This is a genomic window from Streptomyces sp. NPDC046303 (assembly GCF_055588085.1).
Map to the genome: position 1 here is coordinate 178,588 of NZ_JBVJFA010000009.1, position 20,437 is coordinate 199,024.

Annotated in this window: 21 protein-coding genes and 1 tRNA gene; 10 read left to right on the top strand and 12 right to left on the bottom strand. The window is 72.3% G+C overall.

Annotated elements, in window-relative coordinates; all coding sequences use genetic code 11:
* The first annotated feature begins 202 nt into the window (after positions 1–202).
* The 3 genes from ACZ6I1_RS12355 to ACZ6I1_RS12365 all read left to right on the top strand — a co-directional run bounded on the left by ACZ6I1_RS12355 (position 203) and on the right by ACZ6I1_RS12365 (position 2,330).
* Positions 203–667 carry a hypothetical protein gene (locus ACZ6I1_RS12355; protein ID WP_469286153.1) on the top strand — a complete coding sequence of 155 codons (465 nt, stop codon included), beginning with the start codon at positions 203–205 and terminating at the stop codon, positions 665–667.
* Positions 668–684: 17 nt separating this feature from the next.
* A complete protein-coding gene (locus ACZ6I1_RS12360) occupies positions 685–1,581 on the top strand; it encodes a spermidine synthase (protein WP_469286155.1) in 897 nt (298 codons plus the stop codon).
* Positions 1,582–1,691: 110 nt separating this feature from the next.
* On the top strand, positions 1,692–2,330 hold the full coding sequence (locus ACZ6I1_RS12365) for a class I SAM-dependent methyltransferase (RefSeq protein WP_469286157.1): 639 nt from the start codon (positions 1,692–1,694) through the stop codon (positions 2,328–2,330).
* A gap of 9 nt (positions 2,331–2,339) precedes the next feature.
* On the opposite strand, the gene ACZ6I1_RS12370 is transcribed toward ACZ6I1_RS12365, so the two are convergent.
* On the bottom strand, positions 2,340–2,873 hold the full coding sequence (locus tag ACZ6I1_RS12370) for a hypothetical protein (protein ID WP_469286158.1): 534 nt from the start codon (positions 2,871–2,873) through the stop codon (positions 2,340–2,342).
* Between the two features lie 79 nt (positions 2,874–2,952).
* On the opposite strand from ACZ6I1_RS12370, the gene ACZ6I1_RS12375 reads away from it, so the two are divergent.
* From ACZ6I1_RS12375 to ACZ6I1_RS12385, 3 genes are all read left to right on the top strand, one after another.
* Entirely contained in the window at positions 2,953–3,642 is a 690-nt protein-coding gene (locus ACZ6I1_RS12375) for a response regulator transcription factor (protein WP_469286159.1), read from the top strand.
* A 7-nt stretch (positions 3,643–3,649) separates the two neighbouring features.
* On the top strand, positions 3,650–5,035 hold the full coding sequence (locus tag ACZ6I1_RS12380) for a sensor histidine kinase (protein ID WP_469286160.1): 1,386 nt from the start codon (positions 3,650–3,652) through the stop codon (positions 5,033–5,035).
* A gap of 157 nt (positions 5,036–5,192) precedes the next feature.
* Entirely contained in the window at positions 5,193–5,489 is a 297-nt protein-coding gene (locus tag ACZ6I1_RS12385) for a hypothetical protein (RefSeq protein ID WP_469286161.1), read from the top strand.
* On the opposite strand, the gene ACZ6I1_RS12390 is transcribed toward ACZ6I1_RS12385, so the two are convergent.
* Both ACZ6I1_RS12390 and ACZ6I1_RS12395 read right to left on the bottom strand, forming a co-directional pair.
* A complete protein-coding gene (locus tag ACZ6I1_RS12390) occupies positions 5,410–6,795 on the bottom strand; it encodes an MFS transporter (RefSeq protein ID WP_469286163.1) in 1,386 nt (461 codons plus the stop codon). The genes ACZ6I1_RS12385 and ACZ6I1_RS12390 overlap by 80 nt on opposite strands.
* 117 nt (positions 6,796–6,912) lie before the next feature.
* Positions 6,913–7,413 carry a MarR family winged helix-turn-helix transcriptional regulator gene (locus ACZ6I1_RS12395; protein WP_469286165.1) on the bottom strand — a complete coding sequence of 167 codons (501 nt, stop codon included), beginning with the start codon at positions 7,411–7,413 and terminating at the stop codon, positions 6,913–6,915.
* Between the two features lie 94 nt (positions 7,414–7,507).
* Here ACZ6I1_RS12395 and ACZ6I1_RS12400 point away from each other — a divergent pair, with 94 nt between their 5' ends.
* A complete protein-coding gene (locus ACZ6I1_RS12400; protein ID WP_469286167.1) occupies positions 7,508–8,338 on the top strand; it encodes an NAD(P)H-binding protein in 831 nt (276 codons plus the stop codon).
* A gap of 10 nt (positions 8,339–8,348) precedes the next feature.
* Here ACZ6I1_RS12400 and ACZ6I1_RS12405 read toward each other — a convergent pair whose 3' ends face one another.
* The 4 genes from ACZ6I1_RS12405 to ACZ6I1_RS12420 form a co-directional block, all read right to left on the bottom strand.
* The gene (locus ACZ6I1_RS12405; protein ID WP_469286169.1) at positions 8,349–9,698 is read right to left on the bottom strand and encodes a GH1 family beta-glucosidase; all 1,350 of its coding nucleotides are present in this window, start codon (positions 9,696–9,698) and stop codon (positions 8,349–8,351) included.
* Positions 9,695–10,519 (bottom strand): carbohydrate ABC transporter permease, encoded by an 825-nt coding sequence (locus ACZ6I1_RS12410; protein ID WP_469286171.1) that lies wholly within the window; start codon positions 10,517–10,519, stop codon positions 9,695–9,697. The genes ACZ6I1_RS12405 and ACZ6I1_RS12410 overlap by 4 nt, the downstream gene beginning before the upstream one ends.
* Positions 10,516–11,421, bottom strand: coding sequence for a carbohydrate ABC transporter permease (locus ACZ6I1_RS12415; protein ID WP_469286292.1), 906 nt, complete (start codon positions 11,419–11,421; stop codon positions 10,516–10,518). Before ACZ6I1_RS12415 ends, ACZ6I1_RS12410 begins: the two co-directional genes overlap by 4 nt.
* Positions 11,422–11,509: 88 nt before the next feature.
* A complete protein-coding gene (locus ACZ6I1_RS12420) occupies positions 11,510–12,847 on the bottom strand; it encodes an ABC transporter substrate-binding protein (protein WP_469286173.1) in 1,338 nt (445 codons plus the stop codon).
* 102 nt (positions 12,848–12,949) lie between these two features.
* Between ACZ6I1_RS12420 and ACZ6I1_RS12425 the strand changes: the two genes are divergently transcribed.
* Positions 12,950–13,978, top strand: a complete 1,029-nt coding sequence (locus ACZ6I1_RS12425; RefSeq protein WP_469286175.1) for a LacI family DNA-binding transcriptional regulator — start codon at positions 12,950–12,952, stop codon at positions 13,976–13,978.
* Between the two features lie 78 nt (positions 13,979–14,056).
* Here the strand turns inward: ACZ6I1_RS12425 and ACZ6I1_RS12430 are convergent.
* From ACZ6I1_RS12430 to ACZ6I1_RS12445, 4 genes are all read right to left on the bottom strand, one after another.
* Positions 14,057–14,129, bottom strand: a tRNA-His gene (locus tag ACZ6I1_RS12430).
* Between the two features lie 95 nt (positions 14,130–14,224).
* Complete coding sequence (gene orn / locus ACZ6I1_RS12435; protein ID WP_469286177.1) at positions 14,225–14,827, bottom strand: oligoribonuclease; 603 nt, start codon at positions 14,825–14,827, stop codon at positions 14,225–14,227.
* Positions 14,828–14,938: 111 nt separating this feature from the next.
* A complete protein-coding gene (locus tag ACZ6I1_RS12440) occupies positions 14,939–16,111 on the bottom strand; it encodes a helix-turn-helix domain-containing protein (RefSeq protein ID WP_073915441.1) in 1,173 nt (390 codons plus the stop codon).
* Positions 16,112–16,487: 376 nt separating this feature from the next.
* Positions 16,488–16,940, bottom strand: a complete 453-nt coding sequence (locus ACZ6I1_RS12445; RefSeq protein WP_469286179.1) for a hypothetical protein — start codon at positions 16,938–16,940, stop codon at positions 16,488–16,490.
* Between the two features lie 322 nt (positions 16,941–17,262).
* Here ACZ6I1_RS12445 and ACZ6I1_RS12450 point away from each other — a divergent pair, with 322 nt between their 5' ends.
* Positions 17,263–17,796, top strand: a complete 534-nt coding sequence (locus tag ACZ6I1_RS12450) for a universal stress protein (RefSeq protein ID WP_215147414.1) — start codon at positions 17,263–17,265, stop codon at positions 17,794–17,796.
* 133 nt (positions 17,797–17,929) lie between these two features.
* Positions 17,930–18,499 (top strand): acetate uptake transporter, encoded by a 570-nt coding sequence (locus ACZ6I1_RS12455; RefSeq protein WP_469286181.1) that lies wholly within the window; start codon positions 17,930–17,932, stop codon positions 18,497–18,499.
* Between the two features lie 73 nt (positions 18,500–18,572).
* On the opposite strand, the gene glmS is transcribed toward ACZ6I1_RS12455, so the two are convergent.
* Positions 18,573–20,390: a glutamine--fructose-6-phosphate transaminase (isomerizing) gene (glmS, locus tag ACZ6I1_RS12460; RefSeq protein WP_469286184.1), complete on the bottom strand. Its 1,818-nt coding sequence runs from the start codon at positions 20,388–20,390 to the stop codon at positions 18,573–18,575.
* Positions 20,391–20,437 lie beyond the last annotated feature (47 nt).

Consider the following 20,437-nt stretch of genomic DNA (forward strand, 5'->3'; position numbering starts at 1 on the left):
CCGCCGCGGGTCCCTTCACACGATGTTTGTTTACAAAACGGATATCTCACCCGCGATCTGCCATGAACTGCCATCCTTTGCAGCGTCTTGCCGCCGCACCCGTTGACGTTCCGGGGCGTTGAACCCATGCGGAGTGGGAGGCGACCGACCGCTCCTGCGCTCGTACGCGGATCGAGGAGGGGTTCCCTTGGTGGAGGCCGGCATGGAGAGCACTGGAACGAACACCGCGCCCGAGCCCGGGGTGACCGCGATCGTGACCGCGACCGTGACCGCGACTGTGACCGCGATGGCGACCGCGAGGGCGACCGCCCCCGACGCCCCGGACCTGGTGACCGTGCCCACCCGCCAGGGCCTGGAGGCCGTGGACATCATCCGCCGTGCCAGCCGGGCCGGCGGGGTGGGGCCCGTCCTGCACGACGGATCGGGCGACACCCTCGGCTTCCTCGTCCCGCCCGGCACCGCCGACGCCTGGGACATGCCGGGCAGCGCGTGTACGCAGACCAACGGGCGCGGGATGCGCTTCGGCGACGCGGTCCCGCCCGCCACGGGAGCCACCGGCTGGCTGCTGCCGCCCGAGGCCGTCGGCCCGGTCACCGACCCCGCGGTGCTGCGCGAGGCGCTCGGGGAGGCCGCCCGGCTGATCGAGGCCGCCGACAACTGCCGCTGACCGGCCACAATGGGGTGGTGGCAGGCAAAGACAGAGGCAAGGGCCGGAACAAGGGCGAGCAGCAGCAGCGCGGACGCGGCGCCGCCGAGCCGGTCGTCGGGCAGGTGGCCGGCGGGCGGGCGGAGCTGGCGCCCGACCGCGAGCGCGCCGACGCCTGGACCCTGCTGGTCGACGGAGCCCCGCAGTCGCACGTGGACCTCGCCGACCCCGGGTACCTGGACTTCGCGTACCAGCGGCGGATCGGCCACCTGATCGACCTCGCCGCGCCCGCCCGCCAGCCCCTGAACGTGGTGCACCTCGGCGGCGGCGCCTTCACCCTCGCCCGCTACACCGCGGCCTCCCGCCCCCGCTCCACCCAGCAGATCGTGGAGATCGACGCCGCGCTGGTGGCCTTCGTACGGGAACACCTGCCGCTCGACCCGCAGGCCCGGATCCGGGTCCGCGCGGTGGACGCCCGGGCCGGCCTGGCCAAGGTGCCGGACGGCTGGGCGGATCTGGTGATCGCGGACGTGTTCAGCGGTGCGCGCACCCCGGCGCACCTGACGAGCACCGAGTTCCTGGACGACGTACGCCGCGCCCTCGCGCCCACCGGGTGGTACGTGGCGAACCTCGCGGACGGTCCGCCGCTGGCCCACCTGCGGGGCCAGATCGCGACGGCAGCGTCCCGGTTCACGGAGCTGGCACTGGCGGCCGATCCCGTGGTGTGGCGGGGGAAACGCTTCGGCAACGCGGTCCTGGTAGCCGCGGACCGTGAACTTCCGATTGCGGAGTTCACCCGCCGGGTGGCGAGCGATCCGCATCCGGGCCGGGTGGAGCACGGCCGGGCCCTGGCGGACTTCACGGGCGGCGCCGCGCCGGTCGAGGACGCCTCGGCGGTGGCCTCGCCCCAGCCGCCGCCCTCCGTGTTCCGCTAGCGCCAGGGCCGACAATAAAAAGAGGTCTCCCGACAATCGGTCCTGATGCGTAGTGTGTTGATCCCTAGGAGGCCAGCCCCTCCTACGACGCGCTACGGAGACGGCCAACGATGTCTGATTCCCACGCTGGAACCCCGGGTACCCCCGCACCGAGCACCGCGACCCCGGACTACACCCGGCGGCTCGCCCGCCTCGAACAATCCGGGCTCAAGCGTCTCCTGCCCACCCAGGCGCCCTACCGGTGGAACCTGCAGAGGCTGCGGCTCGGCCGGGTCCTCGACATCGGCTGTGGCCTGGGACGGAACCTGCTCAACTGCGGCCCCGAGAGCGTGGGGGTCGACCACAACCCGCACTCCGTGCAGACCTGCCGCGAGCGCGGGCTGACCGCCTACACCCCCGAGCAGCTGGCCGAGGCCGCGGACTGCGGGCCCGGTTCCTTCGACAGCCTGCTGGCCTCGCACGTGCTGGAGCACGTCGACGAGGAGACCGGGGCCGCGCTGCTGGAGCAGTACCTTCCGCTCGTGAAGCCGGGCGGCTCGCTCGTCCTCATCACCCCGCAGGAGGTCGGATTCCGCTCCGACGCCACCCACATCCGCTGGGTCGGCTTCGACGAGCTGCGCACAGCGGCGGCCCGGGCCGGGGTCGCGGTGCGGCGCACCTACTCCTTCCCCTTCCCCCGCCCGATGGGCAAGGTCTTCCCGTACAACGAGTTCGTGCTGGTGGGCACCGTTCCGGGGGCCTCCCGCTAGGGGCGGACCTCAGGGATCGACGACCTCGACGACCGGCGGGTGGTTGTGCCACGTGCAGAAGACCGACACCTCGCGGTCGTCGCGGGTGAAGGTGACCCGGATCCAGTAGTCCTGCTTCCACACCTGCATGCGCCAGCCGGCGGCCGGGGTCGCGGAGACCAGCTCGGCCGAGGAAGTGCCCAGGTCGAAGACGACCCGGCCGCCCGAGACCGGGTAGGCCTTCACGTTGCCCGCGCGTGTGGACGCCTTCGGCGAGGGCTTGGCGGAGGCGGAGGAGGCCGCGGCGGACGGCGGGGAGGCCGGCGCCGAGGCCGAGGCCGAAGCCGACGCCTGCGGGCTCGCGGAGGCGGACGGGGAGCCCTCGGGGGAGGGGGACGGCGAATGCCGCGTCGAGGACGACAGTGGCCGGGTGGCCAGCGGGACGGCGAGCGGGCGGTCGTAGGCCGTGCCGGACATGACGGTGTGCACGCCCCACCACGACAGCGTCACCGCCGCCCCGGTCGCCAGCGTCCAAGCCATGGCATGTACAAGACCTCGCTGCATCAGGGCACATACTGCACCACCCGTCACAGGGGTGGCCCGGCACCTCCCCGGGCCGGGCGGATGGACTACCGTGCGGGCCATGGCAAGTGTGCTCGTGGTCGAGGACGACCAGTTCGTACGTTCCGCCCTCATCCGGCACCTGACCGAGGCCTCGCACACCGTGCGCAGCGTCGGCACGGCCCTGGAGGCACTGCGCGAGGTCGCCCACCACCGGTTCGACGTCGTCATCCTCGACCTCGGGCTGCCCGACCTCGACGGGTCCGAAGCCCTCAAGATGCTGCGCGGCATCACCGACGTGCCCGTGATCATCGCGACCGCGCGGGACGACGAGGCGGAGATCGTCCGGCTGCTCAACGACGGCGCCGACGACTACCTGACCAAACCTTTCTCCGTGGAGCACCTCTCCGCCCGGATGGCCGCCGTCCTGCGCCGGGCCCGCTCCGCCGCCGGGGCCGAGCCGCCCTCGCGCGTGCTGCGCGTCGGCGGGCTGGCCATCGACCCGCTGCGCCGCCAGGCCGAGCTCGACGGCACGGTACTGGACCTCACCCGCAGGGAGTTCGACCTGCTGGCCTTCCTCGCCGGGCGGCCCGGGGTGGTCGTGGCCCGGCGCGAACTGCTCGCCGAGGTCTGGCAGCAGTCGTACGGGGACGACCAGACCATCGACGTCCACCTCTCCTGGCTGCGCCGCAAGCTGGGCGAAACCGCCGCCCGGCCGCGCTACCTGCACACGCTGCGGGGGGTCGGGGTCAAGCTGGAGCCGCCCCGGTGACGCCCCGATGAGGTGGGCGCTGGTCAAGGTGTGCCTCGCGGTCACCGCCATGGTGGTCGTGGCCTTCGCCGTGCCGCTGGGGCTGGTGGTGCGGGAGATGGCCAGCGACCGGGCGTTCTCCAACGCCGAGCGGCAGGCCGCCACCATCGGGCCGACCCTGTCCATCACCACCGACCCGGCACAGCTGCGCCGGGCGGTCGAGTCCACGCAGATGGGCGCGGCCCGGCGGATGGCCGTCCACGTGCCCGCGATCGGCGACAGCCCGCCGGTGGACATCGGCGAGGGCCGGGCGGGGGCGCACGCCGTCGCGGAGACCCGGCGGATCGGCCGGGCCACGACGGCCTCGGTGCCGGGCGGGGGTTCGGCGCTGCTCCAGCCCACCGCGCTCGGCTCCGGTGACATCGCCGTCGTGGAGGTCTTCGTCCCCGAGAGCGAGGTCAGCAACGGCGTCACCACCGCCTGGCTGATCCTCGCGGGCGTCGGGCTGGCCCTGATCGTGGGTTCGGTCGGGGTCGCCGACCGGCTCGGCGCCCGGCTGGTACGGCCCGCCGAGCGGCTCGCGGACGCCGCGCACCAGCTGGGCGAGGGCCGGCTCGGGGCGCGGGTCCCGGAGGACGGCCCGAAGGAACTCCGCTCGGCCGCCGCCGCGTTCAACGCGATGGCGGACCAGGTGGTGGAACTCCTCGCCAACGAGCGGGAGCTGGCCGCCGACCTGTCGCACCGGCTGCGGACGCCGCTGACGGTGCTGCGGCTCAACGCGGCCTCGCTCGGCGACGGTCCGGCCGCCGAACAGACCCGCGAGGCCGTGGAGCAGCTGGAACGCGAGGTCGACACGATCATCCGTACCGCCCGCGAACAGCGCGCGCCCACCGCTGCGGGAGCGGGCGCGGGCGCCGGATGCGACGCCTCCGAGGTCATCCGCGACCGGATGGCCTTCTGGTCGGCGCTCGCGGAGGACGAGGGCCGCGAAGTGCGGCTCGCGGGAGTGGACCGTACGGTACGGATCCCGGTGGCGCGGCCCGAACTCGCCGCCGCCCTCGACGCCATGCTCGGCAACGTCTTCCGGCACACCCCCGAGGGCACCCCCTTCGCGGTGGACGTCCACGACGCCTCGGACGCGGTGATCGTGCTCGTCTCGGACGCGGGCCCCGGCATCGCCGACCCGGACGCCGCCCTGCGCCGCGGCAACGACGGCGGCCGCGACGGCTCCACCGGACTCGGCCTCGACATCGTGCGCCGGGTCGCGGAGTCGACGGGCGGCGACGTCCGGCTGGGCCGCTCGGTGCTCGGCGGCACCGAGGTGCGGGTCTGGATCGGCCTGGACGGCCGCACGCGCGGCGGCTCGGGCGGGGTGCGGGTCCGGCGGGGCCGGCGCAAGCGGCGGGGTAACTGACGGAACGGGCCGGGTCGGGGGGCGCGCCTCGCGGGCGGCCCGTCCGTGGATGACATGACATGACCTGGACCAGGGCCCGGCTCCGACCCGGACGGTCGCGGAGATGTTGCCGGTTCCGTCCGGGCCGAACAGGGTGGCTGCGAGGGAAGGAGGCAGCATGAGAGTCATGCTCCGCGCCCACTTCGACACGGCTGCCACCAACGAGGGCATCAAGACCGGGGGGCTGCCCCATGCGCTCAAGAAGCTGATGGACACGGTCAAGCCGGAGGCGGCCTACTTCGGCCTGCACGAGGGAGTGCGGTCCTGCTGGATCGTCTTCGACCTGCAGGCAAGCGACATGCTGCCGGCGCTGACGTGGGACCTGTTCCAGGAGTTCAACGCCGAGATCGAGGTCGGTCCGGTGATGCGGCCGGAGGAACTGGCCAAGGCGCTGGGGGCGTTGCAGTCCTCGTAGCCGAGGCCGACGAGGCCGACGAGGCCGATGAGGCCGACGATGTCGATGCGGTGGCCGCGGTCGCCGCCGCAGCCGCCAGGACGGCCGAGGCGGCGGCGGCCGCGCACGCCACGGCGAAGGCGGCCCGGTGGCCGTACGCCGCCGCCAGCGGGCCCGCGGCGGCCGCCGCCACCGCCTGGCCGAGGATCAGGCCGCTGCCGGCCACGGTCATGGCCTCGCCCATCCGCTCCGCCGGACCCGTCCGTTCCACCAGCCCGAACAGCGCGATCAGGTGCGGGGCCACGGCCAGCCCGATGCCCGCGAGCGCGAGGGCGGCGCCGGCCAGGCCCGACACCGCGAGCAGCGGCAGCGTGAGGAGCGCCTGGACGGCGATCGTCCACCGCAGCCGCACGGTCAGATCCGCCGAACCGGGCCGGGCCACCGTCACGAAGCCGGCGAGGGAACTGGTCACGGCCATGGCGGCCCACACCAGCCCGGCGGCGCCCGGCGCGCCCAGCGACTCGGCGAGTGCGTTGACCCCGGTGTTGGCCCCGCTCCAGGCGGCTCCCTGGAGCACGGCCATCGCGAACAGCAGGACGAGGCCGGGCGACCACAGCCGTACGCCGGCCCGCGCGCCGGGGGCCGTCAGCGTCGGCCCGGGCGCGGTCGGATGCACCGCGAACAGGGTTCCGAAGACGAGGATCAGTGCGGCGGCGAGGAGCAGCGCCGAGGCCGGGTGCACGGTCACGGCCAGGATCCCGGCCAGCGCGGGCCCGACCATGAAGCCGGTCTCGTCCAGGGTGGTGTCGAAGGACAGGGCGGAGCCCAGCAGCTTCTTGTCCGCGCCGGCCAGCCGCGCCCAGCGGGCCCGGGCCAGCGGTCCGATCTGCGGGACGGTGAGCCCGGCGGCGACGGCGAGGGCCATGCGTGCGGCGAGCGGCAGCCCGCCGAGGACGGCCGCGACGAGGGCGAGGAGCACGGCGGCGTTGGCGGCGCAGGCGAGCAGCAGTACGGGGCGGTGGCCGCGCCGGTCGGCGAGCCGGCCGATGACGGGGCCGCCGAGGGCCTGGCCCAGCCAGAGGGCGGCGGCGACGGCGCCCGCGTCCCCGATGCCGTCGCGTTCGTTGATGAGCAGGAGCGTTCCGATGGGGCACAGTGCCGCGGGCAGTCGGGCGAGGAACGCGTAGAGGGGGAGGGCGGTACCGCCGAGTGCGAGCACTCCGCGGAAGCCGCCGACCGGGGGCGCGGGTGAGGGCACGGGCGCGGGCGGGTGCGGGGGCACGGGCGCGGGGCGGCCGGGGCGGGCTGATCGGGCTGATCGGGTCACGGACAACCTCCATCCGCACGCCGACCCTCCCGTTTCTCCGGCGCGCGCCGTTGCCCGTTGCCGGGGACCGTACCGGGGAGGCGGCCGCCCCGGAAGACCTCGTCCGGCCGCCGGACGTCAGCCGGCTTGGCCCGAGGTCAGCTTCTTGGCCTGCGCCCGGCCGACTTCGGCGGCGCGGTGCAGGTAGTCGGCGATGATGGCGAGTTCGGCATCGGAGTAGCCCTCCAGGACGGCGCCGAAGGCCCGGCCGGGGGTCTCCCAGGCCTTGCCGATCCGCTCGCGGGCCTCGGGGGAGAGGGAGACCAGGGAGCGGCGGCGGTCGTTGGGGTCGGCGCGCCGCTCGACGATCCCCGCCTTGACCAGCCGGTCGACGAGGCGGGTCGCGGAGCCGGAGGTCAGGCCGGTGAGGCGGGCGATGTCGCCGGTGCTGACCGGGCCGGGCTCCATGTCCAGGAGGGCGACGCACTGCATGTCGGTGGGGTGCAGTCCGACGTGGTCGGCCAGGGCCTGGGTGAAGAGGGAGTAGTCGGCGTAGTGGCGCTGGCTCTCGGTGACGATGCGCGCGAGCAGCTCGGCTCGGCTCCACTCATCACCCGTACGGGGGGAATCGGTTGACATCGGCTTCTCCATGCTCCAAATTTATCTGTGTGACACAGAGAATGTGTAGCGCAGAATCTGCATCACGTATCTATCCTAGGAAAAGGAGCCAGCCATGTCGATCCTCGTCACCGGTAGCCGCGGCGCCGTCGCCCGCGGACTCTCCGCCCTCCTCACGTCCCACGGCCTCCCGCACCGGCTCGGATCCCGGGAGCCGGACCGTCCCGATGCCGTCCGCTGCGACCTCACCGATCCGGCGACCTTCCCCGATGCCCTGGCCGGCGTCCGCTCCGTCTTCCTCTACGCCGAGGCGTCCGGCGTCGAGGCCTTCGTCAAGGAGGCCGTCACGGCCGGGGTCGAGCACGTCGTGCTCCTGTCCTCCTCCTCGGTCCTGAGCCCCGGCGCCGCCGACAGTCCGCTGTCCGCCTCCCCTCTCGCCGTCGAGCAGGCCCTGTCGGCCTCTCCGCTGCGCACCACGCTGCTGCGCCCGGGATCCTTCGCGAGCAACGCCCTCGGCTGGGCCTGGTCGCTGACGTCCGGCCGCCCCGTCCACCTGCCCTACCCGGGCTCGTTCTCCGACCCCGTTCACGAGGCCGACCTCGCCGAAGCCGCCTTCGCGGTCCTCGCCGACCCGGCTCTCGGCGGGCGCGCCTACACCCTGACCGGACCGCAGTCGCTGACGTTCGCGGCGCAGCTGCGCATACTCGGCGAAGTCCTCGGCCGGCCCATACCGTTCGAGGCCGTCTCCTCCGAGCAGTGGAAGGCCGAGGTCGACGGCTACATACCCGGGCCGTACGCCGACGCGCTCCTCGACTACTGGGCCTCCACCGACGGCCTGCCGGTCCCCCTCACCGACGAGGTCGAGCGCCTCACCGGCCACCCGGCCCGCGCCTTCGGCCAGTGGGCCGAGGACCACGCCGACGCCTTCGGCGCCCCCGGCCGGTAAGGGGGTCCGGTCAGAGGGAACCCGTCCTGGCCACGCGCGCGTACCAGCGTGCGCTGGAGCGCGGGGTGCGGGTCTGGGTCTCGTAGTCCACGTGGACGATGCCGAAGCGTTTGCTGTAGCCGTAGGCCCATTCGAAGTTGTCCATCAGCGACCAGAGGAAGTAGCCCTCCACCGGGGCGCCGTCCGCCAGGGCGCGGTGCACGGCGGTCAAATGGGCTTCCAGATAGTCGATCCGCGCCGGGTCGTGCAGGTCGGGAGCGTACGCCGCGCCGTTCTCGGTGACCAGCAGGGGCAGGCCCGGTGCCTCCCGGGAGAAGCGCATCAACAGGTCGTACAAGCCCGTCGGATCGATCGACCAGCCCATGTCCGTCTGCTCGCCCGGCGGCTGGTGGAAGGCCACGGTGTCGGCCCCCGGCCAGGGGGAGTGGTCCGCGGCCCCGTGGCCGTCCGCGCGGGGGCCGGTGCCGGCCGGAGCCGCCGACACCACCGCCGGGGTGTAGTAGTTCACGCCGAGATAGTCCAACGGCTGGTGGATCAGCGCCTCGTCACCGGGCCGGATGAAAGACCAGTCCGTCACCGCGGCGGTGTCCGCGAGGAGGTCCTGCGGGTAGGCCCCGTACAGCAGCGGCCCGGTGAAGATCCGGTTCGCCAGGGCGTCGATGCGGCGCTGCGCGTCCACGTCGGCCGCCGAGGAGGTCAGCGGCCGCACCGCGCTCGGGTTGAGCGCGATCCCGACCCGCGCCGAGGCGGGCAGGGCGGCCGCGGCCAGGCCGTGGGCCAGGTTGAGGTGGTGGGCGGCGCGCAGGGAGTCGGCGGGGGAGGTGCGGCCGGGGGCGTGGACCCCGGAGGCATAGCCGAGGAAGGCGCTGCACCAGGGCTCATTGAGGGTGGTCCACAACTCCACCCGGTCGCCGAGCACCTTCGCGACCTGCTCGGCGTACGCGGCGAAGGCGTAGGCCGTCTCCCGCTCGGGCCAGCCGCCCTCGGCCTCGAGCTCCTGCGGCAGGTCCCAGTGGTACAGGGTCACGCAGGGCCGGATCCCGTGGGCGAGCAGCTCGTCCACCAGGGCGTCGTAGAAGCCGATCCCGCCCGAGAGCACCCGCGGCCAGGACACCGAGAAACGGTAGGCCCCCAGCCCCAGTTCGCCCATCAGCCGCACGTCGTCCCGCCACAGCCGGTGGTGGTCGACCGCCACATCGCCCGTGTCGCCGCCGTGCACCTTGCCGGGCGTACGGCAGAACGTGTCCCAGATCGAGGGCCCGCGCAGGGCGGCCCCGCCCTCGATCTGAAAGGCCGCCGTGGCCGCCCCCCACAAGAACCCGTCCGGGAACCGCACGTTGTCCATCGGCACAGTCGTCATCCTTTGACCGCTCCCTGCATGATGCCGCCGACGATCTGGCGGCCGAAGACGAGGAACACCAGCAGCAGCGGGAGCGTGCCCAGCAGCGCGCCCGCCATGATCACCGACTGGTCGGGGATGTATCCCCGGCCCAGACCGGTCAGGGCCACCTGCACCGTCGGGCTGCCGTTCTGGGTCAGCGCGACGATCGGCCAGAAGAAGTCGTTCCAGGCCATGACGAAGGTCAGCATGGCCAGGACCGCCATCGCGGGGCGGGCCACGGGGAACACCACGTGCCACACGATCCGCAGGGAACTCGCCCCGTCCGTGCGGGCGGCCTCCACCAGCTCCATGGGCAGGGCCTGCGCCAGGTACTGCCGCATGAAGAACACGCCGAACGCGGACACCAGGGTCGGCAGGATCACCGCCTGGAGCCGGTCCGTCCACGACAGCTCCGCGATCAGCATGTACAGCGGGACCACGCTCAGCTGCGGCGGGATCAGCATCGTCCCGATCACCAGCCCCAGCAGCAGCCTGCTGCCGCGGAAGCGCAGCTTGGCGAAGGCGAAGCCCGCGAGCGTGGAGAACACCACCGTCCCGGCGGCCACCGTGCCGGCCACGATCAGGGTGTTCAGCAGGGCGGTGCCCATGTTCGCGTCGGTCCACGCGACCTGGAGGTTGCGGCCCAGGTTCCCGCCGAACCAGAACGGCGGCGGGGTCTGCGCCAGCCGCGTGTTGCTCCGGGACGCCGCGATCGCCGTCCAGACGAGGGGGAAGAGCGAGCCGGCCGTGAACAGGGCCAGCACCACGTAGGTGAGCTTGCCCGCGCGCAGCGATCTCATCGGGAAGCCCCCAGTCTGCGCAGCAGCCGCGCCGCGCCCGCGATGACCAGCAGGATCAGGAACATCGCCCACGCGATGGCCGAGGCCCGCCCCAGGTGCAGGTTCACCCAGCCCTGCTCGTACAGGTACAGCCCGAGCGTCTGGAACTGGTGCTCCGAGCCGCCCGTCGCGCCCGCCCCGCCGTTGAACAGCAGCGGCTCCCCGAACAGCTGGGTCGCCCCGATCGTCGAGACGACACAGGTGAACAGGATCGTCGGCCGCAGCGAGGGCACGGTCACGTGCAGGAACTGCTGCCAGCGCGAGGCGCCGTCCAGCGCGGCCGACTCGTACAGCTCGCCCGGCACGGCCTGCATCGCCGCCAGGTAGATCAGCGCGTTGTAGCCCGTCCACCGCCAGATCACGATGGTGGAGACGGCCAACTGCGAGGCGAAGGTGCCGTTCTGCCAGTCCACCGCCCCGAGCCCGACCGCCGACAGCGCCCAGTTGATCATCCCGTAGTCCCGGCCGAAGAGCAGCACGAACACGAGGGTCGCCGCCGCCACCGAGGTCGCGTACGGGGTGAGCACCGCGACCCGGAAGAACGCGGAGCCGCGCAGCTTGTAGTGGAGCAGATGGGCCAGGCCGAGCGCGATCGCCAGCTGCGGCACCGTGGACAGCAGCCCGATGGTGACGGTGTTGCGCAGGGCGTTCCAGAAGAACTCGTCGTCCCAGAGCCGGGTGAAGTTCTTCAGCCCCACCCACGTCATGCTGTCCGGATCGGTCAGCTCCACCTGGTGCAGCGCCGCCCAGCCCGTGTACAGCAGCGGGAACAGCCCGAAGGCGGCGAAGAAGAGGAAGAAGGGCGCCACGAAGGCGTACGGGCTCCAGCGCAGGTCCCAGCGGTAGCGGCGCGAGCGCCACATCTGGCCCCGGCCGCCCCCTTCCGCCGCCGGCCGCTTCGAGCCGGCGGCGGAAGGGGACAGAACAGCCGTCTCGTCCGTCACCTGCGCCTCACTGGTCCAGGGCGTTGTCGATCGCCTTCACCGCGGCCTCCCAGCCCTCCTGGGCACTGCGGCCCTTCTGGTCGACCTGGAGCATCCCGATGTCCGCCAGGTTCTGCGCGATCACCAGGTCCTTGGGACCGACCACCGTCACCGGCACCGCCTGCGCCGCCTTCGCGAAGATCTCGCCGATCGGGGCCCCGCCGAAGTACGCGTGCTGTGCGCCCGAGACGGCCGGCAGCTTGTAGGCGGCGCTCGCGCTCGGGAAGCTGCCCCGCTTCTCGAAGAGCTTCGCCTGCTGCGCCGGAGCGGTCAGCCAGGCCGCCAGCTTCGTCGCCTCCTCGGTGTGCTTGCCCGCCTTCGGCACCACCAGGAAGGAGCCGCCCCAGTTGCTGGGCTTCGGCGCCTGCGCCACGTCCCACTTGTCCTTGCCCGCCGGGCCGGCCTTGTCCTGGATGTAGCCGAGCATCCAGGCCGGGCAGGAGACCGTGGCGAAGGAGCCGTTGGCGAAGCCCTGGTCCCAGGCCGGGGTGAACTGCTGGAGCTTGGCGCTCAGCCCCTCACTGGCGAAGGAGGCCGCCAGGTCGAAGGCCCCGCGCACCGCCGGGTTGGTCTTGTAGACGATCTTGCCCTGATCGTCGTAGAACCGCTGCGCGCTGCTGCCCGTCACCGCCGCCATCACGCCCGAGGCGGAGTCGACGAAGGCCTTGCCCTCGCCCGCCTTCGCCTTGTACGCCTTGCCGGCCTCCAGGTACTTGTTCCAGTCGCCCGCCCACAGCGCCCCGACCGCCGCCCGGTCAGTGGGCAGCCCGGCCGCCTCGAAGAGGTCCTTGCGGTAGCAGATCCCCTGCGGCCCGATGTCGGTGCCGAGGCCGACCGTGGCCCCGCCCTTCGCCGCGGGCGCCGTGCCCTGAGCCCACTTCCAGGGCAGGTAGGCGGACTTGTCCACCCCCGGCGCCTTGCCCAGGTCCACCAGCTTGTCGGCCTGGGTGGCGGTGATCTCGGCGATGTTGTTGACCTCGACCGCCTGGATGTCGGCGAGCCCGCTGCCCGTCCCCAGGTGGGTGAGGAGCTGGGGGTAGTAGTTCTCGTTCCGCTCGATCGAGGTCTGCTCGATGCGGATCCCGGGATTCTGGGCCATGTACTCGTCGTAGAGGCCGGCCTCCTGGAGGCCGAAGGCCCCGAAGACCCCGACGGTCAGGGTGGTCTTCCCCTTGTCGCCGGCCGGGGCGCCGCTCCCGGACTTCTCGGCCGGATCCTGCGCGCACCCCGCGAGCAGCAGGGCCGCCGCTCCCACCGCGGTGACGGTGGTGACAAGGGTTCTTCGGGCTCGGGCATGGGCTCGCATGTGCATCCTCCCTGAAGGACGGAACGTGCCGGGTGTCGTGTGCCACACTGTGGGAGCGCTCCCACAGTCGTCAAGGGGTAGATTCACAGCTGGGAGGAAGCCATGAACGGGCACGGGGGCAGCAGAGGACGGCCGACCCTGGAGGAGGTCGCGGCGCGCGCCGGAGTCGGGCGCGGCACGGTCTCCCGGGTGATCAACGGTTCTTCCAAGGTCAGCGAGCACACGAGGAACGCCGTCGAGGCGGCCGTGGCCGAGCTGGGGTACGTGCCGAACCGGGCGGCGCGGGCCCTCGCGGCCAACCGCACCGACGCCATCGCCCTGGTGATTCCCGAGCCGGAGGCTCGCTTCTTCGCCGAGCCCTACTTCTCGGACGTGGTCCGCGGGGTCGGGGCCGCGCTCGCCGAGACCGACGTGCAACTCGTCCTCACCCTGGCCGGCAGCGACCGCGAGCGCCGCAGCCTGTCCCAGTACCTGTCCGGGCACCGCGTCGACGGGGTGCTCCTCGCCTCCGTCCACGCCGGGGATCCGCTGCCGGACCTGCTGGCCGAGCTGGGCATCCCGACGGTGATCAGCGGCCGCCGTTCCGCCGCCGAGACCCTGCCCTCGGTGGACTCCGACAACCTGGAGGGAGCCGCCGGGGCGGTGCGCCACCTCCTCGGCCGGGGCCGCCGCGCGATCGCCACGATCACCGGACCGCTGGACGTGTACGGGGCCCAGTGCCGCCTCGACGGCTACCGGCAGGCCCTGGCGGCCGCCGACCGCCCCGCCGACGCGGGGCTGATCGCGGTCGGCGACTTCACCGAGGAGGGCGGCCGGCGCGCCATGCGCGAGCTGCTCGAGCGGCGTCCGGCGCTCGACGCGGTCTTCGCGGCCTCGGACGTCATGGCGGCGGGCGCCCGGCGGGAGCTGCGCGCGGCCGGCCGCCGGATCCCCGAGGACGTGGCGCTGGTCGGCTTCGACGACTCGGTGGTGGCCCGGCACATGGACCCGCCGCTGACCAGCGTCCGGCAGCCGATCGAGGAGATGGGCCGGACCATGGCGCGGGTGCTGCTGGCCAGGATCGCCGGCGAATCCGGGGGAGAGGCGTCCGTGGTGCTGCCGAACCGGCTGGTGGTCCGGGAGTCCTCGTGAGCCCCGTACCCGAACGGCGCGGGAACGAGAAGAGGGGCCCCGGTCCGCTGTCGCGGACGGGACCCCTCTGCTTCGCAGGGTGAGTGACGGGACTTGAACCCGCGGCCACCTGGACCACAACCAGGTGCTCTACCAACTGAGCTACACCCACCATGTCCGGTCGGAGAACCGACCGGCCGAAGAAAAGGGTACAGGGTCCGGGAGGGTGCTCGCTCCCCCGTTGCCGCGCCCTCGGCTCCGGGTCGGTTATTCGGCGGGCAGGACGTACTTGGCGGCGATGCTCCGGGCCGTGTCCGAGTCGGGCCCGGGCTGCGGGACGAAGACCGCCTCCCGGTAGTAGCGCAGCTCGGCGATGGACTCCTTGATGTCCGCGAGCGCCCGGTGGTTGCCGTTCTTCTGCGGGCTGTTGAAGTACGCCCGCGGGTACCAGCGGCGCGCCAGCTCCTTGACCGAGGACACGTCCACGATCCGGTAGTGCATGTAGCTCTCCAGCGCGGCCATGTCACGCAGCAGGAAGCCGCGGTCGGTGCCGACCGAGTTCCCGCACAGCGGGGCCTTGCCGGGCTCCTTCACGTGCTCCCGTACGTACGCCAGGACCTGTGCCTCGGCGTCCGCCAGGGTGGTCCCGCCGGCCAGCTCGTCGAGCAGTCCGGAGGCGGTGTGCATCGCGCGCACCACGTCGGGCATGGTCTCCAGGGCCGCGTCCGGCGGGCGGATCACGATGTCCACGCCTTCGCCGAGCACGTTGAGCTCCGAGTCGGTGACCAGTGCGGCCACCTCGATAAGTGCGTCGTCCGTCAACGAGAGCCCGGTCATCTCGCAGTCGATCCACACCATGCGATCGTTCATGTGTCCCACCTTATGCGGTCGCGGTGCCCGCGGGACCGGACCGTACATGCGGAAGGCCCCCCGCCGGCGGTGACCGGTGGAGGACCTTCCTCGTCGTACCCGTTGTGTGGGTTACGCGTGTTCCCGCAGGGCCCGGCCCGGGGCGTACAGCTCCGTGACCGTCGGGCCGGCCGCGGCCAGGGCCGCCGCCGCCCGCTGGGGCTGCGGAGTGCGCTGGTGCGGGACGGGGCTCTCCGAGAGCTGGGACACCTGAGCCACGTCGGCCTGCGGCCGCCGCGCCCGGTAGGCGGAGCGGTAGGCGGCCGGGGAGGACCCCAGCTGCCGCCGGAAGTGCCCGCGCAGGGCGACCGGCGAACGGAACCCGCAGCGCCCGGCGACCTCGTCGACCGAGTAGTCGGAGGTCTCCAGCAGCCGCTGTGCCTGGAGCACCCGCTGGGTGATCAGCCACTGGAGCGGCGCGCTGCCCGTCAGGGAGCGGAACCGGCGGTCGAAGGTGCGCCGGCTCATGTAGGCGCGGGCCGCCAGGGTCTCCACGTCGAACTGCTCGTGGAGGTGTTCCAGCGCCCAGGCGACGACCTCGGCCAGCGGGTCCGCGCCGATCTCCTCGGGCAGCGACCGGTCGAGATAGCGCTCCTGCCCGCCCGTACGGCGCGGCGGCACGACGAGCCTGCGGGCCAGGGCCCCGGCCGCCTCGCTGCCGTGGTCCGTGCGCACGATGTGCAGGCACAGGTCGATTCCGGCCGCCGTGCCCGCGGACGTGAGCACGTCCCCGTCGTCGACGAACAGCTCGCGCGGATCGACGTGGACGGACGGGTACCGCTTGGCCAGCGTCGGCGCGTACATCCAGTGCGTCGTCGCGGGCCGGCCGTCGAGCAGACCGGCGGCGGCGAGCACGAAGGCTCCCGTGCACAGTCCGACGATCCGGGCACCCTCCTCGTGCGCCAGACGCAGTGCGTCGAGCGCCTCCGGAGGCGGCGGTGAAGTGATGGAACGCCATGCGGGCACGACGACCGTGCCTGCCCGGGCGATCGCCTCCAACCCGTACGGCGCGGTCAGTTCGAGTCCGCCGGTGGTCCTGAGCGGACCGTCCTCACCGGCGCACACGAGCAGTCGATAGCGTGGAACTCCCGCGTCCTGCCGGTCGATGCCGAACACGGAAAGTGGAATGGAGCTCTCGAAGATCGGTCCGCCGCTGAACAGCAGCACCGCGACGATCTCCCTGCGGCGACGCCCCGCGAGCTTCCGGCCGGCGTCCGCGACGACGGCGGTGGAATCCTGGCTCATGGCGCTAAGCCCCCCTTGGGTGTCGCGACTCCTTGGTCTGGTCGCACCTGCACGTTTCCCCTCGGCCTTGCACGTGGATCCCCCGCCGTAAATACATGATCGAATCTACTGCGTCCCGTGGTGTCGGCGTGACAAGTTCAGCACGCAGCGCTATGTCGACTTCTCAACTTGGCGAAAAGCATTCGATCAGGAAGCGTTCCGCTCCGCTACCGGCATGAGAAGCGTCCGATCCGCCCGTGGCCAGTACCCGTAGGGTCGCAGCGCCCCCCGGCGACTGTCGTCGCTGGTGGTAGGGGGGTTGGGGGGACATTCCGGCAAGAGGGGCAACCTGCCGGGAAGTTGGCTGAAAACGTGCGGGTGTGGGTGTGCGAATGAGTCAGTCGTGCGGGGACGGCGCCGCGCGCGGCGCGGAACCGCCGCAGACGCGATGTCCACCGGACCCTCCGCGCGAGTGCCGGCCGCGCGCGGCCGGGGCGGCCGGCGGCCGCTCCTGCGCCGGCACCCGGACCGCGGCCCGCTCGGCCCGCTCCGAGTACCGCAGCAGCGCCCGGCAGGCGGCCGTCACCGCGAGCAGGCCGAGAGTGGCGACCGCGGCCCCGCCGACGGAGGTCCCGTAGACGACGAGGACCACGGGGACGAGCAGACAGCTGAAGGCGGCCCAGCGCACGACGTCACCCGCGGGGTCCTCGTGACGGCGTCCGGAGGGGTGCACGGACGGGTGAAGGGCGGACGGGCGGGAACGGGCGTGGAGCGGGGCGGTCTCGGCGTACTGGTGGACGGACTGCGTCGGCTGAGCTGGCTGGACGGGGTGTACCGGATGGCCGGGCACGGCGTGCTCCCTGCGGGCTCTTCCTGGACGGTCGGACCCGTGTCCAACGGCGTTCGGCCCGGCCGGGTCACTGCGCGCACGGGTGGCGCCGGGCCCGATCGTCACTGGCTGTAGGGGACAGCGGGCATTGCCAAGGAGCGCTCGCTCCGGCATGCTCCCTGGGACGCTCTCCAAGGGCGGCAAGCCCTGTGCAGGACAGGAGTGTCGCCGTACCCTGGTGGGTATGGGCTTGGGAAGATGCTTCCCGGACAGAGCTCCGTCACCCAGCGTCGCCGATTTCGCCCCTGTTGCTTCCTCCAAGGACCTCTTCGCCGAGACACCCATGGCCGGTCACGAATTCTCCGAACCCGCGGACCGCAAGCGCAAACGGGTCGCCGACCCCGCGTCGGCCGCCGATCTGCGCGCGGTGGAACAGACGCGCCTCCCCTGCGATCCGGCCTTCCGGCACGGAGTCGTTGTGGGATTCGACGGATCGACGTCCAGTGAGCGCGCGCTCGCGTACGCGATCGGCATGGCCCGCCGCTCCGGCTCCGGTCTGATCATCGTCCATGTCGCCAACCGGCTGCCCACCACCGTCTGGGCCGGCTGCGAGCCGCCCGTCTTCGTCGACGTGCCGGACCACCGCACGGAGGTCCTCGGGCTGGAACTCGCCTGCGCGGACTACCTCGCCGAGGTGCCCTGGATCCTGGTCGAGCGCGGCGGGGACATCTGCCACGAGCTGGAGGAGGTCGGCCGGGAGTATTCGGCCGACGCCATCGTGGTCGGCTCCACGCACGGGATCGTGGGCCGGATCTTCGGGTCGGTCGCGGGCCGGCTGGCCAAGCGCGCACAGCGCCCGGTCGTCGTCATTCCCTGATGCCCCGCGCCGACCGATTCCGGTCGCTCACCGTTGTCTTCCCGTGACCGATTGTGCGATTGTGCCCCTGTGTAAAGGGTAGATAAATGCTGCTGGGACGCAGCAAACAACTGCAGATCGAAGGGAGCCCGCCGTGGACAATGGTGTCTCTGCGGGAAGCACGGCCTCGACTTCGACCCTCGGGAACATCGCCCTGGGTCTGACCCTTCTCGCATTCGGTATCGGCCACACCGGTGTCATCGACGGAGTGACCGCCGCCCATTCCGTATCGCTCGCCATGTACGTGGGCGGCGCGGCCCTGTTCCTCCTCGGACTCCTCGAGTACCGCGGCGGAAACGGGTTCAACGGCACCGCGTTCGCGGGCCTCGGCGTCTTCTGGTTCACGTGGGCCAAGGGAGCCGGGGCGTCGGTCTCCGACGAAGCCGCCGGAACGTTTCTGGTGCTCTTCGCCCTGCTCGCGCTGACCCTCACGGTCTCGGCGGCGAGCGGTCTGTTCAGCCAGGGCGTCTACGCCCTGCTGACCCTGTCCCTCCTCCTGTTGGCCATAGCCTCGTTCGCCGGCAGCGACGGGCTGGCCAAGGCGGGCGGCTGGGCCGCCGCCGTGTCCGGGCTGCTGGCCTGGTACGGGGCCACCGCCGCACTGGCGCACTGGCCCATGGCGATGGGCAAGGCCTCGGGCCGCGGCGCGGTCGCCGCGGGCTGAGCCCCTGCGCGAAGACCCCCGTGCGCGATGCGCACGGGGGTCTTCGCATGCCCGGGAGGGGCGCAGCCGGTGCCTACTCGACCGTGACCGACTTCGCCAGGTTGCGCGGCTTGTCGATGTCCCGGCCCATGGCCAGGGCCGTGTGGTACGCCAGCAGCTGGAGCGGGATGCCCATCAGGATCGGGTCCAGCTCGTCCTCGTTCTTCGGGACCACGATGGTGTGGTCCGCCTTCTCCTGCTCGCGGTGCGCGACGGCCAGGATCCGGCCGCTGCGGGCCTTGATCTCCTCCAGGGCCGCGCGGTTCTTCTCCAGCAGGTCGTCGTCGGGAACGATCGCGACCGTCGGCAGCGAGGGCTCGATCAGCGCGAGGGGGCCGTGCTTCAGCTCGGAGGCCGGGTAGGCCTCGGCGTGGATGTAGGAGATCTCCTTCAGCTTGAGGGAGGCCTCCAGCGCCACCGGGTAACCGCGCACCCGGCCGATGAACATCATCGACTTGGCCTCGGCGAACTGGGCCGCCAGCTTCTTGATGTCCTCTTCGCCGTCGAGGATCTCCTGGATCTGCGCGGGCAGCTTGCGCAGGCCCTCGATGATCCGCTTGCCGTCGGTGACCGACAGGTCCCGGATGCGGCCCAGGTGCACGGCCAGCAGCGCGAAGGCCACGACCGTGTTGGTGAAGCACTTGGTGGAGACGACGCAGACCTCGGGCCCGGCGTGCACGTACACGCCGCCGTCCGCCTCGCGGGCGATCGCGGAGCCGACCACGTTGACGACGCCGAGGACGCGGGCGCCCTTGCGCTTGAGCTCCTGCACGGCCGCCAGCACGTCGTACGTCTCACCGGACTGGGAGACCGCGATGTAGAGGGTGTCGGGGTCCACGACCGGGTTGCGGTAGCGGAACTCGGAGGCGGGCTCGGCGTCCGCGGGGATCCGGGCCATGCCTTCGATGAGGCCGGCGCCGATGAGGCCCGCGTGGTACGAGGTGCCGCAGCCAAGGATCTTGACCCGGCGGATGCCGCGCGCCTCGCGCGGGTCCAGGTTCAGGCCGCCCAGGTGCACCGTGTTGAAGCGGTCGTCGATCCGGCCGCGCAGCACGCGGTCGACCGCGTCGGGCTGCTCGGAGATCTCCTTGTGCATGTAGGTGTCGTGGCCGCCCATGTCGTACGAGGCGGCCTCCCACTCCACGGTCTCCGGGGTGGCGGTGGTGGTGGCACCGCTGGTGGTGTAGGTGCGGAAGTCGTCGGCCTTCAGCGTGGCCATCTCACCGTCGTCGAGGGTGACGACCTGGCGGGTGTGGGCGACCAGGGCGGCGACGTCCGAGGCGACGAACATCTCCTTCTCGCCGATGCCCAGGACGACGGGGGAGCCGTTGCGGGCGACGACGATGCGGTCGGCGAAGTCGGCGTGCATCACGGCGATGCCGTAGGTGCCCTCGATCGCCTTGACGGCTTCGCGGACCTTCTCCTCCAGGGAGTCGGCCAGGGAGCGGGCGATCAGGTGGACGATCACCTCGGTGTCGGTCTCCGACACGAAGACGACACCGTCGGCCTCGAGCTTGGCGCGCAGCTCGGAGGCGTTGTCCACGATGCCGTTGTGGACGACGGCCACCTTGTTCTCGGCGTCGAGGTGGGGGTGCGAGTTGATGTCGCTCGGGGCGCCGTGCGTGGCCCAGCGGGTGTGGGCGATGCCGGTGGTGCCGGCGAAGCGCTTGGGGACGCGGGACTCCAGCTCGCGGACCCGGCCCTTGGCCTTGACGACCTTCAGGGCCGCGGCCTTCGGGCTGTTGACGACGATGCCCGCGGAGTCGTATCCGCGGTACTCGAGGCGCTGCAGGCCCTCCAGCAGCAGTGGTGCCACGTCACGCTTGCCGATGTAACCGACGATTCCGCACATACGGTTCTGCCCCTCCTGAAGTTCGGTACGTGTGCTCGGGTGGCTGG